General features: G+C 72.6%; 12 protein-coding genes. 4 read left to right on the forward strand and 8 right to left on the reverse strand.

The window, feature by feature from the left end; genetic code table 11:
* Positions 1–50 precede the first annotated feature (50 nt).
* The 4 genes from AB0F04_RS34355 to AB0F04_RS34370 form a co-directional block, all read right to left on the reverse strand.
* Positions 51–2,975 carry an AAA family ATPase gene (locus AB0F04_RS34355; protein WP_362049203.1) on the reverse strand — a complete coding sequence of 975 codons (2,925 nt, stop codon included), beginning with the start codon at positions 2,973–2,975 and terminating at the stop codon, positions 51–53.
* Between the two features lie 113 nt (positions 2,976–3,088).
* On the reverse strand, positions 3,089–3,442 hold the full coding sequence (locus tag AB0F04_RS34360; RefSeq protein WP_362049206.1) for a UBP-type zinc finger domain-containing protein: 354 nt from the start codon (positions 3,440–3,442) through the stop codon (positions 3,089–3,091).
* On the reverse strand, positions 3,439–4,884 hold the full coding sequence (locus AB0F04_RS34365; protein WP_362049209.1) for an ATP-binding protein: 1,446 nt from the start codon (positions 4,882–4,884) through the stop codon (positions 3,439–3,441). The genes AB0F04_RS34360 and AB0F04_RS34365 overlap by 4 nt, the downstream gene beginning before the upstream one ends.
* Positions 4,881–6,557 (reverse strand): FAD-dependent oxidoreductase, encoded by a 1,677-nt coding sequence (locus AB0F04_RS34370; RefSeq protein WP_362049212.1) that lies wholly within the window; start codon positions 6,555–6,557, stop codon positions 4,881–4,883. Before AB0F04_RS34370 ends, AB0F04_RS34365 begins: the two co-directional genes overlap by 4 nt.
* A 186-nt stretch (positions 6,558–6,743) precedes the next feature.
* Here AB0F04_RS34370 and AB0F04_RS34375 point away from each other — a divergent pair, with 186 nt between their 5' ends.
* On the forward strand, positions 6,744–7,625 hold the full coding sequence (locus tag AB0F04_RS34375) for a universal stress protein (protein ID WP_362049215.1): 882 nt from the start codon (positions 6,744–6,746) through the stop codon (positions 7,623–7,625).
* A gap of 13 nt (positions 7,626–7,638) precedes the next feature.
* Here AB0F04_RS34375 and AB0F04_RS34380 read toward each other — a convergent pair whose 3' ends face one another.
* The 3 genes from AB0F04_RS34380 to AB0F04_RS34390 form a co-directional block, all read right to left on the reverse strand.
* A complete protein-coding gene (locus AB0F04_RS34380) occupies positions 7,639–8,871 on the reverse strand; it encodes a DUF4032 domain-containing protein (RefSeq protein WP_362049218.1) in 1,233 nt (410 codons plus the stop codon).
* A gap of 41 nt (positions 8,872–8,912) precedes the next feature.
* Positions 8,913–9,659 carry an MBL fold metallo-hydrolase gene (locus AB0F04_RS34385; RefSeq protein ID WP_362049221.1) on the reverse strand — a complete coding sequence of 249 codons (747 nt, stop codon included), beginning with the start codon at positions 9,657–9,659 and terminating at the stop codon, positions 8,913–8,915.
* A 113-nt stretch (positions 9,660–9,772) separates the two neighbouring features.
* Positions 9,773–10,396 carry an alpha-ketoglutarate-dependent dioxygenase AlkB gene (locus tag AB0F04_RS34390; protein ID WP_362049224.1) on the reverse strand — a complete coding sequence of 208 codons (624 nt, stop codon included), beginning with the start codon at positions 10,394–10,396 and terminating at the stop codon, positions 9,773–9,775.
* A 118-nt stretch (positions 10,397–10,514) separates the two neighbouring features.
* Here AB0F04_RS34390 and AB0F04_RS34395 point away from each other — a divergent pair, with 118 nt between their 5' ends.
* Positions 10,515–11,156, forward strand: a complete 642-nt coding sequence (locus AB0F04_RS34395; RefSeq protein ID WP_362049227.1) for a TetR/AcrR family transcriptional regulator — start codon at positions 10,515–10,517, stop codon at positions 11,154–11,156.
* Between the two features lie 17 nt (positions 11,157–11,173).
* Positions 11,174–12,847: an FAD-binding dehydrogenase gene (locus AB0F04_RS34400; protein WP_362049230.1), complete on the forward strand. Its 1,674-nt coding sequence runs from the start codon at positions 11,174–11,176 to the stop codon at positions 12,845–12,847.
* Positions 12,848–12,869: 22 nt separating this feature from the next.
* Here the strand turns inward: AB0F04_RS34400 and AB0F04_RS34405 are convergent, their stop codons facing one another.
* Positions 12,870–13,220 carry a DUF488 family protein gene (locus AB0F04_RS34405; RefSeq protein ID WP_362049233.1) on the reverse strand — a complete coding sequence of 117 codons (351 nt, stop codon included), beginning with the start codon at positions 13,218–13,220 and terminating at the stop codon, positions 12,870–12,872.
* A gap of 155 nt (positions 13,221–13,375) precedes the next feature.
* Between AB0F04_RS34405 and AB0F04_RS34410 the strand changes: the two genes are divergently transcribed.
* Positions 13,376–13,819: a DUF6098 family protein gene (locus AB0F04_RS34410; protein ID WP_362049236.1), complete on the forward strand. Its 444-nt coding sequence runs from the start codon at positions 13,376–13,378 to the stop codon at positions 13,817–13,819.
* The last annotated feature ends 340 nt before the right edge of the window (positions 13,820–14,159 follow it).

Raw genomic sequence — 14,159 nt, forward strand, 5'->3', positions numbered from 1 at the left:
CGTGCGGACACGGCCTGCCGCCGAGGCGCCTCGCTCAGCTGCTCGGCCGGTCAGCCGGACGTCGTCGGCTCCGGGGTGATCAGGCCCTCGCGGTAGGCGATCGCCACGGCCTCTCCGCGGCTGGACGCGCCGACTTTGGCGAGGATGTTGGAGACGTGGACGCTCGCCGTCTTGCCGCTGATGAACAGCTCCTCGCCGATCTGCCGGTTGCTGCGGCCCAGGGCGAGCAGCCGCAGCACGTCCTGCTCGCGCGCGGTGAGGACGGCCGCCCGGTCGTCGCCGCCGGGCCTGTCCGACAGCCGGCCGCGGCGGATCAGGTCGTCCACGCGTTCGCGCAGCGGCGTGGCACCGAGGTGGTCCGCGGTCTCCCGCACCGCTCGGGCCTCGGACGCCGCCTCCTCGCGGCGCCCGGCCGCCACCAGGGCCTCGGCGTACCGCAGGCGGCACCGGGCCCGCTCGTAGACGTCGCCGTAGCCGAACGCCGTCACCACCTTCGCCCAGGCGCCCGCGTCCGGCCCCGACGAGGCCCTGATCCACTCGGCCTCGGCCCGGGCCAGCCACGCCTGCCCCTCGGGACCCTGGACCGTACCGTCGTCGCGGGTGGCCATCGTCCGTGCCAGTTCCACCAGTTCCATCGCGGTGTCCGTCCAGCGACGGGATCCGGCCTCGTCACCGGCCGACCGCAGCCCGGCCGCCGCGTCGGCCACCGCCGACAGCGCCAGCGCGGCGAGCCGCACCGTGACGTCCGGGCGGGTACCCGCCTCGTCGATGAGAGCCGCGACCGTCGACCGCATCCACCGCACCGCGTCCTCGGGATCCGAGCGCAGGGCCGCCGCGTCGGTGAGCACGATGCCCGCGACGAGAGTGGCCATCCAGTCGAACGGCCCGTCCAGCAGGGCACGCGCCCGGTCGGCGGCCGCGAGGTCTCCGCGCGCGAGCCTCACGTAGAGCGCGGGACCCATCGTGTACCCGCCGGCGGCCGGCAGCACATCGGCGTCGGCCGCCGCCGCGCGCAGACACTCGTCCCAGCGGCCCAGCACGTTCAGCACCAGCAGCCGCAGGTAGCGCATCTCCAGCGGGTACGTCGACGACAGCAGCCCGGCGCGCCGGGCCCGGTCCAGGCCCTCCGTCAGCCAGGGCACGCACTCCGCGAGGGCACCGGACTCGTAACAGCCCATGGCCAGGTTGAACAGGGCGCGCAGCTCCACGGCCGCGTTGCCCGAACTCCGGGCGAGCTCCCGGGCTTTGACCAGACGCTGCCGGCCCTCCCGGCCGCGCCGCCCCTCCCCGTCGAAAACGGCCAGGGAGATCAGCAGGTCCGCCTGGGCATCGGGCATCCGCAGCCGCTCCGCCACCCCCAGAGCCCGGCGGGCGACCGCGAGCGCGGTCTCGTTCTCCCCGATGTGGCGTGCCGCCAGGACATGCGTGGCCGCCGCCCACACCCACGTCGGGGACGGAGGGTCCTCCGGGATCATCGCCAGTGCCTCGCTGCTGTAGGCGAACGCCGCCGTCAGGCTGTCCACGCTGAGCAGGTTCCCGGCGAGGGTGTAGCGGACCCGTGCGGCGAGTTCGGACTCGGGGTCCTGACCGAGTCCGGCCAGCGCGGACCGGGCGAGGGACACCGCCCGGTGCAGTTCCCCGGCGTGGGCGGCCGCCGCCGAGGCCCGCAGGGTCAGCGTCACCCGGTCGACGCCCGGGGGCCGGATCCCGGGACCGACCGCCGACCACAGGTCCAGGGCCGCTTCGAGATGCCGCTGCTCCTCGGCCGGCGCACCCACCCGCTGGGCGTGGTCGGCGGCCTCCAGCGACGCGGCCAGAGCCTCGGGCAGGTCGTGGCTCTCCCGGTAGTGGTGGGCGCGCTCGGCGGCGCTCTCGGCCCGCCCGCGCCCGGCGAGCAGGCGTGCGAACGCGCCGTGCAGCCTCGCCCGCTCCCCGGGCAGCAGATCGGCGTAGACGGCCTCACGGGCCAGCGCGTGCCGGAAGGAGTACGTGTCCCCGTCACCGGCCACGAGCAGCTGCCGCCCCACCGCCTCCCGCAGCGCCGACTCCAGCTCCGCCTCCGGCAGCCCGGCCGTCTCCCGCAGCAGGTCGTGCTCCACCCGGCGCCCGGCCACGGAGGCGGTCCGCAGCACTTGCTGCGCCCTGTCGGAAAGCTGCTCGAAACGGATCAGCAGCACATCGGCGAGCCCGCTGGGCACACCACCCGACTCGGTTTCGGTGGCGGCGAGCAACTCCTCCGCGTAGAAGGCGTTCCCCTCGGCCCGCTCCACGATCCGCCGCACCGTGGCGTCCGGCAGCGGCCGGGACTCCAGGGCCCGCACCAGCCGGTCCACGTCGGGATCGGCCAGCGGCCGCAGTTCCACTCGCTCGACGACGGGCAGCCGCACCAGTTCGGCCAGCAGCGGCCGCAGCGGATGCCGGCGGTGCAGGTCGTCGGCCCGGTACGAGGCGAACACCGCCAGCCGGTGCCTGAGCACGCCCCGGCCCAGCAGGAACCGCAGCAGATCCCGCGACGACTGATCCGCCCAGTGCAGGTCCTCCAGCACGAGCAGCAGGGGCGCGACATCCGCGACATCGGCCAGCAGGCCCGCCATCCCCTCGAACAGCCGCAGCCGCCCGTCCACGTCCCGCACGGAGCCGGATCCGGCTCCCAGCAGCCGCTCGACCACGGGACGCGCGGCCAGGGCACCGGAGAACCGCTCATCGGCGGCCAGCACCCCGACAACCTCGGTGAACGGGAGGTAGGGCAGCCCGACGTCGCCGAGATCCACACAGTGCCCGGTGAGCACGGTCATGCCGGAGCCGGCGGCCCGAACCGAGATCTCGTCCAGCAATCGCGTCTTGCCGACACCGGCGTCCCCGCCCACGAGCACGGCCCGGGTCTCGCCGGCGCGCGCACGCTCCAGCACGCCGGAGAGCCGATTGAGTTCAGGATCCCGCCCGACCACCGGCGTGACGAATGATGCCTGTGGCACTAAACCAACCTTCTCTTCAGGGGCGCGGGGCAGGACAGGGTGCGCCTCCGCCGCGCGGGCGCGAGCCACCACACACGGCCCGCGGCCGCCACCGGACGGCGAACCCGGGACGTTCAGGCGCGCAGGACCTTCGCCCAGTCGACCGGCACCCGCCCCGCCGGCCCCGGCGTGGGCTGATCGGCCGGATGGCTCACCGGCTCCGCCAGCTCCGGCCCGCCCTCGTACAACTCGTTCGTCTCATAGTTCCAGTACCAGTCCTCACCCGGCTCGAAGCTCTGCACGAACGGGTGCCCGGTCTCCCGGAAGTGCCCCGTCGCGTGCTGCGCCGGCGAGCTGTCACAACACCCCACATGCCCGCACTGCGCACACCGCCGCAGATGGAACCACCAGCCGCCGGCCGCGTCGCACTCGGCACACCCGCTGCCGCTGGGCCGCGCACTCGGGTCGATCCCGTTCTCGCCACTCATGCAGATTCCTCCTCCACCGCTGTCAGCGGAAGCAGCACCTCGAAACGCGTGTTCCCCGGCTCCGAATCCACCCGGATGCTGCCATGGTGCTTGTTGACCACGATCCGCCAGGAGATGTCGAGCCCCAGCCCGGTCCCCTCGCCCACCGGCTTGGTCGTGAAGAAGGGATCGAAGATCCGCTCCCGGTCCTGTGCCGGGATGCCGATGCCCGTGTCGCGGAACTCCACCAGCAGCCGGTCGTGTTCCGCGGCCGTCCGCACGGTCAGCGTCCCCTCGCCGCCCGCGCTGTTCATCGCCGCGACCGCGTTGTCGATCAGGTTGGTCCACACCTGGTTGAGCTCCGCGGGATACGCGGGGATCTTCGGCAGCGTACGGTCGTAGTCCTTGACGACCTTGATCCGCTCGCCGATCTTGCCGGACAGCATCAGCAGGGTGGAGTCGAGCAGTTCGTGCACGTCGGCGTGCCGGAAGGGCGCGCGGTCGAGCTGCGAGTACTGCTTGGCCGCGTCGACGAGATGCGAGATGCGGGTGGTCGAGTCGTTGATCTCGTCCATCAGCAGCTCGGTCTCGACGGTGTAGTTGAGCCACCCGATCGCGCTGGGCAGGATGTCCTCGTCCACCGCCGCCGCGACCTGGTCCAGCCAGTCCACGTCGAGACCGGCCTGGACGAAGGTGGGCGCGATCCGCCAGCCCTCCTCGATGCCCTGGTCGTCCAGCCAGTCGGTCACGGCGTCCTCCCGGTCGGAGGCCTCCAGCGGACTCAGCGCGGGTGCCTTCGCGACCCTTTCGGCTGTGCGCTCCTGGATGTCGATGAGGTTGGCCATGACCTCGGGGGAGTACGACCCCTGCGCGATGACCGCCAGCTTGTGGCGCATCTTGCCGACCCGCTCCCGCAGGGTCGCCGTCGCCCGTACGGCCGCCGCGGCCGGGTTGTTGAGCTCGTGCGTGAGCCCCGCGGACAACGACCCCAGCGCCAGCAGCCGTTCACGCTGCCCGATGGCCCGCTGGGTGCTCTTCGATCCGAAGAACAGCCCCTCCAGCAGGTGTACCGCCATCGGGAACCACTCCTGCATGATGGCCGCGAACGTGTCGGCCGGCAGCACGAAGAACCGCGACGGCTCCGTCACGCGCATGGAGTTGTTGTAGACCTGCCGCACCCGGTCGCCCAGATACGCCTGCATGGACCCCGCGTACACCCCGCGCTGCGAGGTCCGGGTCACCTCCACGTCGTCCGCCCCGACCCGGCGGTACAGCACCACCGTGCCTTCGAGCATCACGTAGAAGCAGGTCGCGGGCTCGCCCTCGGTGTACACAGGACCGGGCTCGAACCGCTCCACCCGCCCCTCGGCGCACAACCGGCCGAGCTGCTCGGGTGTGAGCTTCTCGAACAGGAACAGCGCCCCGATCTCCTGCGGGTTGCAGGGCGCCGACCGCCCGCTCACGACTGCTCCAGGTACCGGTGGACGAGCATCACGGCCATGGCTCCCTCTCCGACGGCGGACGCGACCCGCTTCGCGGACTCCGAGCGGGCGTCGCCCGCCACGAACACGCCGGGCACGTTGGTCTCCAGGTGGTACGGCGGCCGGTCCAGCTCCCAGCCCTGCGGCGGGCGGCCGTCGGGGGTCAGGTCCGGCCCGGCGAGGATGAAGCCGCGTTCGTCCCGCAGCACCGTCCCGTCCAGCCAGCCGGTCAGCGGGGCCGCGCCGATGAACACGAACACCCACTGCGCGTCGACCTGTTCGGTCTGCCCGCTGTCCACGTCCCGCAGGGTCAGCCGCTCCAGACGGCCGTCGCCGTGCGCGGCCTCGACGACCGTGCGCGCCCGGACCTGGATGTTGGGCGACTCCTCGATCTGCTGGATCAGGTAGTGCGACATCGACGCGGCCAGTGACTCGCCGCGCACCAGCAGCGTCACCGACTTGGCGCCCCGGGACAGGTACATCGCCGCCTGCCCGGCGGAGTTGGCACCGCCGACGATGTACACGTCCTGGTCCCGGCAGGAGGGCGCCTCCGTCAGGGCCGAGCCGTAGTACACCCCGCAGCCGGTCAGTTCCTCGCAGCCCGGCGCCGCAAGCTGGCGGTAGGACACGCCGGTCGCCAGGATCACACTGTGGGCGGCGACCGCCGAGCCGTCCGAGAACCGGACGACCCGGGCCGCGCCGTTGACCTCAAGGGCCGTCACCTCGCGGGCGGTGAGGATCTCGGCGCCGAACTTCGTCGCCTGCCGCCGGGCCCGGTCGGTGAGCTGCGCCCCCGACACACCGTCGGGGAAGCCGAGGTAGTTCTCGATGCGTGAACTCTGTCCCGCCTGCCCGCCGGTCGCCGACCGTTCCACCAGCACGGTCCGCAAGCCCTCGGAGGCGCCGTAGACGGCCGCGCCGAGCCCTGCCGGGCCGCCGCCGATGACGACCAGGTCGTAGAAGTCGGCCGTCGGTGTCGTCGCCAGCCCGACGCGGGCGGCGAGGTCGACGGCCTCCGGCTCGACCAGCGGCGAACCGTCCGGTGTGATCACCACCGGCAGCCGCACCCCGTCCTCGCCGGCCGCGGCCAGCAGCCGCCGCCCCTCCGGCTCGTCGGAGGAGTACCAGCGGTAGGGCACCTGGTTGCGGGCCAGGAACTCCCGTACGCCGGAGGACCGTGAGGACCACCGGTGCCCCACGACCTTGGTGCTGGGCACGGGCCGGAAGTCGCTGGACCGCCACGCCTGGAGCAGATCGTCGAGGACCGGGTACAGCTTCTCCTCGGGCGGGTCCCACGGTTTGAGCAGATAGTGGTCGAGGTCGACGACGTTGATCGCGTCGATCGCGGCGTTCGTGTCCGCGTACGCGGTCAGCAGCACGCGCCGCGCGCCCGGGTAGACGTCGAGGGCCTGTTCGAGGAATTCGACGCCGTTCATCTGCGGCATCCGGTAGTCGGCCAGGATCACGGCCACGAGATCGCCACGCAGCTTGAGCTCCCTCAGTGCCTCCAGCGCCGAGGTGCCGGACTCCGCCCGCACGATCCGGTACGACGCGCCGTACCGCCGTCTCAGGTCCCGGGCCACGGCCCGGGAGACACCCGGGTCGTCGTCCACGGTCATGATGACGGTCCGCCCCGCATCGGCGGCCTGTGCCATACGTCCCCCACGCCGGGCGGTCGACTCACGGCACGGCGTCCCCGGGGCACCGCGCCGACCTCCGCCCATCGTATGTTCGATCGCCGCGCGGCGCTCCGATACGGAGATCCGCTCCGACGGGCGCGGGCACCGGCGGCGGTGGTGAAGACTGGGCGGCACACTGACGTTCCACAGGGAGGCAGCCGGATGACACGCCCGATCACCGCAGGGGTCGACGGATCGCAGGAGAGCCTCGCGGCCCTGGCCTGGGCGGCGCGGGAGGCGGTGCGGCGCGACCGGCCGCTGCGCGTGGTGCACGCCTGGCGGGCCCAGACGCCGGAGCTGATCGAGACCGCGGTCGCCACGGACGCGGACAGCCAGGCCGAGTGGGTGCACAGAGCGGTGACCGAGGCCGTCGGGACCGTGACCGAACGGCACCCGGACCTCGAGGTGACCACGGACGTCATCGAGGGGGCCGCCGCCGACACCCTGGCCGCCGCCGCGGCCGACGCCGAGATGCTCGTCCTCGGCTCGCGCGGGCACGGCCGCATCGTCGGTTTCCTGGTCGGCTCGGTCGGCCAGCAGGTGATCGCCGAGGCCACCCGGCCCGTGGTGTTCGTGCGGGCCGGGGACCAGGCCTCGTCGGAGGCCGCCGGGCGGGAGATCGTCGTGGGCCAGCAGGGAGACCCGGAGGACAGCGCCGAAGCGCTGCGCTTCGCCTTCGAGACGGCCGCCGCGCGCGGGGCGACCGTGCGGGTCGTACGGGCCTGGAGCCTGCCGCCCGTCTTTGCCTACAGCCCGGGGTCGCTGAAGCTCCTCGACGAGGCGGGGGGACTGGAGCCGTACGAGCAGAAGAGCCTGGCCGCCGCGGTCCGGCCGTTCCGGGAGCGCTTCCCCGGCGTGCCGGTGGAGCAGCACGTGGAGATGGGCAGCGCCGCTCAGGTGCTGCTGTCGGTGGCCGGGACGGCCCAGTTGATGGTCGTGGGCCGCCGGGCCCACCGCACGGCCGTCGGGGCGCGCATCGGCTCGGTGGCCCACGGGATGCTGCACCACGCCGACTGCCCGGTGGCGGTGGTGCCTCCCGCGTGAGGGCGCCGGCCCCTCACTCCGCCGTCGGCTGCAGCGACTTCCGGGCCTTGGGCAGGATGTTCTGGATGTAGTCCTCGACCACCGCGTCGAGACCGATGTCGTGCTGGGCCCGCTCGGACAGGTACCAGCGGTGTTCGAGGAGCTGGTGGTAGATCTCGGCGGGGTCCATCGCGCCGCGCAGTTCGAGCGGCACGGCCCGCACGGTCGGGCGGAACACCTCCCGCACCCAGCGGTGGGCCAGCACCTCGGGGCGGGCCCCCAGGGGGTCGCCGGGCGCGTAGTCGTCCTGGGTCGCCATCCAGCTCTCCAGGTCGTTCAGCAGCCGCCGGGCCTGGTTCTCCTCCGTGTCGAGACCGGTCAGGCGCAGCAGCTGCCGCTGGTGGTGACCGGCGTCGACGACCTTGGGCACGAAGCTGACCGTGTCGCCGTTCGAGGCGTGCTCGATCTGCATCTCGGCGACGTCGAACCCGAGGTCGTTCAGACGGCGGATCCGGCGTTCTATGTAGTGGTACTTGCCCGCCGGATAGACGGAGGCCCGGGTCAGCTCGTCCCACAGGCCGCGGTAGCGGGCGCAGATCTCCATGCCGAACTCGATCGGGTCCACCGACGGGTGCAGCGCCCCGGACGCCTCCAGGTCCAGCAGCTCCCCGCTGATGTTCACCCGGGCGAGATCGAGGTCGTACTCCCGCTGCCCGGTGCTGAGCTGCGGATGCAGGTCACCGGTCTCGGCGTCCACCAGGTACGCGGCGTAGGCGCCCGCGTCGCGCCGGAAGAGGGTGTTGGACAGCGAGCAGTCGCCCCAGGCGAACCCGGCCAGGTGCAGCCGCACCAGCAGCACGGCGAGCGCGTCCATGAGCCGGTGCATGGTGGCCGGGCGCATGGTCGTCTCGAACATCGAGCGGTACGGCATGGAGCCGCCCAGGTGCCGGGTGACCAGGACGCTCTCCAGCGGGGCGCCGCTCGCGTCGGTGCGGCCGGTGACCACGGCCAGCGGGTCCACCGACGGGATGCCGAGCCGGTCCAGATCGCGCAGCATGTCGTACTCGCGCAGCGCCGGGCGCTCGGCCAGCTCCTTGACGGCGATCACCTCGTCGCCCGCCCGGGAGTAGCGCACGACGTGCCGGGAGATGCCGCGCGGCAGCGGCACCAGGTACTCCTCCGGCCACTCCTCCAGGGGCACGTCCCACGGCAGTTCGAGCAGGAGCGCGGGGTGCTCCGGGTTGGTCGCGCTGATCTGCAGTGCCATGGGCCGGGTGTCCTTGTCTCGCCGCCGATCGTCCCATCAGATTAGAGGGCCCGTTCCCGGGCCCTCAGAGCGGCGTCCCGCACCGGCCCGCGGTGGACCGGTCCGTGCCCGGGGAGCAGCAGCTCGCCCTCCAGCTCCGCCAGGACGTCCAGGGAGGCCAGGGCACGTGGTCGCTCGTGGTGGAACATGTCCGGCAGCAGCTGCGGCCCCTCCAGCCGCGAGGTGGGGTGCCCGCCGACCAGGGCGTCCCCGGAGATCAGCACGCCGGCGCCGGGCAGGTGGTAGGCGCAGTGCCCGTCGGTGTGACCCGGCGTGTGCACCGGCACCGGCCGTCCGGGCAGGTCCAGGGCGCCGGCGCGTGGGAACGGCTCGGGGGCCGTGACCGGGTTGTGCCTCGTGCCGCCGGAGCGCAGCGCGTGCACCGCCCACGGCAGCACGCCCGGCCGCCAGCCGTTGCCCAGCACGGTCCCGAGGGACACCTGGTGCAGGAAGTCGCGCCGCGCGTGCGGCACTTCGGCCTCGTGCAGGTACACGGGCGTGCCGTAGGCGGTGCGCAGGTACTCGGCGGAGCCCAGATGGTCGTTGTGCGCGTGGGTGATCAGCACGGCCGCGACCGCCTCCGGGGAGGCGCCCACCTCGGCGAGCGAGGCGAGGACCTGCTCCCGGTCGCCGGGGTAGCCGGTGTCGACCAGCGTCACGGCGCCCCCCTCGGTGAGGATCACCCAGTTGGTGTCGGAGCCGTGCACCAGATAGGTGCCGTCCGCGACGTGGTGTACGTCCGCCCGCATGATCGCCCGCCTCGTGTGGTCCCACCCGACCGGGAAAGCAAAGCAGAACCCACGGTCGGCGACATCGCCGGGTCCGTCTCAACGGGCCGGTGGGGCGCGGGCCTTCGGCAGGCTCAGTGCACGCCGTGCGGACGGAACTGGATGCTGATGCGCGGGCCCGTGGCGCGGGTGCTCTTGGGTACGGAGTGCTCCCAGGTGCGCTGGCAGGAGCCGCCCATCACGACGAGGTCGCCGTGGCCCAGCGGACGGCGCACCGTGTCGCGGCCGCCCCGCATCGGGCGCAGCAGCAGATCGCGGGGCGCGCCCACGGACAGGATCGCGACCATCGTGTCCTCGCGGGCTCCGCGTCCGATGCGGTCGCCGTGCCAGGCCACGCTGTCCCGGCCGTCGCGGTAGTAGCACAGCCCGGCCGTCGTGAAGGGCTCGCCCAGCTCCTCGCCGTAGTGGGCGCTCAGCGCGTCCCTCGCCCGGTTCAGCACCGGGTGCGGCAGCGGATCGTCCGCGCCGTAGAACGCGAGGAGGCGCGGGACGTCCACCACGTTGTCGTACATCTTCCGCCGTTCGGCACGCCACGGAACCTCGGCCGCCAGCTGTTCGAACAGTTCGTCCGAGCCGCTGAGCCACCCGGGAAGCACGTCGAGCCAGGCGCCGAGACCGAGGTCGGTGCGGCTGATCCCGTCCAGAGGGCCGAGCCGCAGCTCGTCGGCCTGGTCGAAGAGGGAGCCCTGGAGGTGCATGCCACCAGCGTACCTCTGAATCGAAAATGTGTTCCAGGGTGCGACGGCCTTTCGATACATTGGTGTATCCAATACAGTCGTGTATCGAAAAGCCCGAAGGATCGATGGGAGGTCGGGCATGGCTGCCGCCGAGGGAACCACCGGACGCGTGACCAGGCGCCGGGTGCACACCCGCGCCAACCTCCTCCGGGCGGCGTTCTCCGTGTTCGCGGCCAAAGGCTTCGGCCACGTCTCGATCGAGGAGGTCTGCGAGGCCGCCGGCTACAGCAGGGGTGCCTTCTACTCCAACTTCTCCAGCCTCGACGAGCTGTTCTTCGCCCTGTACCGCGAGCGGGCCGACCTGATCGCCGAGCAGGTGTCCGGCGCGCTCGCCCTCGACGGACCCGACCTCGACGTGCCCGCCGCCGTGGACCGCGTCACCGACGTGCTGCTCCTGGACCGCGACTGGCTCCTGGTGAAGACGGACTTCCTCGTGCACGCCGCCCGCCACCCGGACGTGGCGCGCAGTCTGCTCGAACACCGCGCGCGGCTGCGACGGGCCATCGCCGACCGGCTCGGCCGGGCCCAGGGGCACACCGCACTGCCCGCCGTGCTGGGCGACACCGACGGCGCCGCCCACGCCGTCGTCGCCGCGTACGACGGTGTCACCACGCAACTGCTGCTGGACCGGGATCTGGAGCACGCCCGCAGCCGGCTGAAGCAACTGCTCACGGCCCTGCTGACCGACGGCAGCGGCACCCCCGAACACACCAAGCACTGAGGAAGGGAACGGTCGCCATGGATGCCGATGTCATCGTCGTCGGAGCGGGCCTCGCCGGGCTGGTCGCGGCGCACGAACTGACCAGCAAGGGCCGGCGGGTCGCACTCGTCGACCAGGAGAACGCGGGCAATCTCGGCGGCCAGGCCTTCTGGTCCTTCGGCGGACTGTTCCTCGTCGGCTCACCGGAGCAGCGGCGCCTCGGCATCAAGGACTCCTTCGACCTCGCCTGGAGCGACTGGCGGGGCAGCGCCGGCTTCGACCGGCTGGAGGACGAGGACTCCTGGGCCGTGCGCTGGGCCCGCGCCTACGTGGAGTTCGCCGCGGGGGAGAAGCGGTCCTGGCTCGACGGGCACGGCATCACGTTCCTGCCCACCGTCGGCTGGGCCGAACGCGGCGACCTCACGGCGCACGGGCACGGCAACAGCGTGCCCCGCTTCCACGTCGCATGGGGCACCGGCACCGGCGTCGTCGAACCGTTCGTGCGGTACGCCAGGCAGGCCGCCCGCGACGGACTGCTCACCTTCCACCACCGTCACCGCGTCGACGCGCTCGTCGTCGAGGACGGCACCGCCCGGGGCGTGCGCGGCACGGTCCTGGCCGAGGACCACGCATCCCGGGGCGTCGCCTCCAGTCGCGAGGCGGTCGGCGAGTTCGAACTGACCGCCCAGGCCGTCATCGTCACCAGCGGCGGCATCGGCGCGAACCACGACATCGTCCGCCGCTACTGGCCCGAACGCCTCGGCACCCCGCCGCGCGAGATGGTCACCGGCGTCCCCGCCTACGTCGACGGGCGGATGCTCGACATCAGCGCCGAGGCGGGCGTCCGGCTGGTCAACCGCGACCGCATGTGGCACTACACCGAGGGACTGCAGAACTGGGACCCGATCTGGCCCGGCCACGGCATCCGCATCCTGCCCGGGCCGTCCTCGATGTGGTTCGACGCCCTCGGCCGCCGCCTGCCCGGGCCCTTCCTGCCCGGCTACGACACCCTCGGCACCCTCAAGCACCTGCGCACCACCGAGGACATCGCCGGGTACGACCACTCCTGGTTCATCCTCACGCAGAAGATCATCGAGAAGGAGTTCGCCCTGTCGGGCTCCGAGCAGAACCCCGACATCACCGCCAAGGACCGTGCCGGGTTCCTCAAGGAACGCATCCTCGGCAAGGGCGCGCCCGGACCGGTCGACGCGTTCCTGCGCAAGGGCGCCGACTTCGTGACCGCGTCCACCGTCGAGCAGCTCGTCGAGAAGATGAACGGACTCACCGACAAGCCGCTCCTCGACGCGGCCGGCATCAAGCGCCAGATCGAGGCCCGCGACCTGCAGATCGCCAACCCCTACGCCAAGGACGCCCAGGTGCAGGGCATCCGCAACGCCCGCCGGTACATCGGCGACCGCCTCGGCCGGGTGGCCACCCCGCACCGCATCCTCGACCCGGCGGCCGGACCGCTGATCGGCGTCAAGCTGCACGTGCTGACCCGCAAGACCCTGGGCGGCATCCAGACCGACCTGGACTCGCGCGCCCTCGGGACCGACGGCAAGCCGATCGACGGACTGTACGCGGCCGGCGAGGTGGCCGGATTCGGCGGGGGTGGCGTCCACGGCTACAACGCCCTGGAGGGCACCTTCCTCGGCGGCTGTCTCTTCTCGGGCCGGGCGGCGGGGCGGGCGGCCGCCAAGCAGACCGCCTGACCCGCGGGGACGGACCGTCTCGTCAGGGTTCGATGAGGCGGGCCAGCACGGTGGCGTGGCTCTGCGCGGGCGTCTTCGACGCGGTCAGCAGGGTCACGTCGCCCTCACGGGCCAGCTCACGCACACCGTCGAGCGCCGCGGACGCCTCGTCGGAGGAGAGCTCCGCCTCGTACCGTTCGGCGAACTCGTCGTACGAGGCCTCGCCCGCGTGGTACCAGCGGCGCAGCTCCGTCGAGGGGGTGAGCGCCTTCGGCCACTCGTCCACCCGCGCCACGTCCTTGGCCAGGCCGCGCGGCCACAGCCGGTCGACCAGGACCCGCGCACCGTCCTCCGGCTCGGCGGGATCGTAGACACGGCGCACGCGCACGCTCATGATCGGCTCCTCTCCGCGGCGGTACGGGTGTGCCGCGAGCCTAACCCCGGCCGGCTGCCCGCACCGCTCGGTACCGAACGGCCGGTTCCGCTCGTGCCGGGCGGGTACTCCGTCCGCCTGACCACGTTGAACGCTTCGGGAAAGGAGGTCATGGCATGACTGCCCAGGACGAACTGCGGGTCGTACGGTCTCTCGGTGAACTCGCCGAACTCGCCGAACGGCACCATGGCCTGTACGTGCGCTGGTCGCGCGGCCCGGAGACCGATCTCCGGGAGGTGTCCAGCACCGACGACCTGACCGGCGTACCCCTGCCGGGGCTGTCCGCCAGCCCGCTCGGCGTCGAGGAGTGGTGGGAGGACCGGCCGGTGCGGGTCTGGGTGGCCCGCCGTCTGCACGACTACGCGCACCTTCCCCACGACAAGGGGCCGGGGGTGCACCCCTGGGTGCTCACCGGCAAGGAGACCGCCCGAGGGCCCGACAACGAACCGCTGGTCACCGACGTCCGTCCGGTGTGCCGACTCGACCAGCAGGTGATCGACGAGGCGAAGGCGGAGGTGGCCCGGCAGGGAAACCCCTGGGGGCCGCTGCGGCGCGGCTGAAGGGTGTTGCGGAAGGCTTGGTGGCGGGCATTTTGCCTGTAGGGGCGGGGTGTTGAGGGCTGAGCCGGTGAGGGTGGAACCGTTCACGGGGTTGTCGATGGGGCGCTTTGGGAAGCTGGTCGTGATCGCGGACGGTGCCCACCTGGGCACCGGGCCGATCGTCCCGCACCGCAGAACGTCCCCTCCTGCGCATCACCCGGACACGCCCGCCACCAAGTCTTCCGCAACACCCTGCGGGGTCCGTTGCGAAAGTGGCGCCTGCCGTGCGACGCCACTTTCGCGACAGACCTGTGCCGCGGCGGGGGGGGGGGGGGGGGGCGCCCCCCGGGCGAGGGCGCGG

It is taken from the genome of Streptomyces sp. NPDC029041 (assembly GCF_040637515.1).
In the GTDB taxonomy this organism is placed as follows: domain Bacteria; phylum Actinomycetota; class Actinomycetes; order Streptomycetales; family Streptomycetaceae; genus Streptomyces.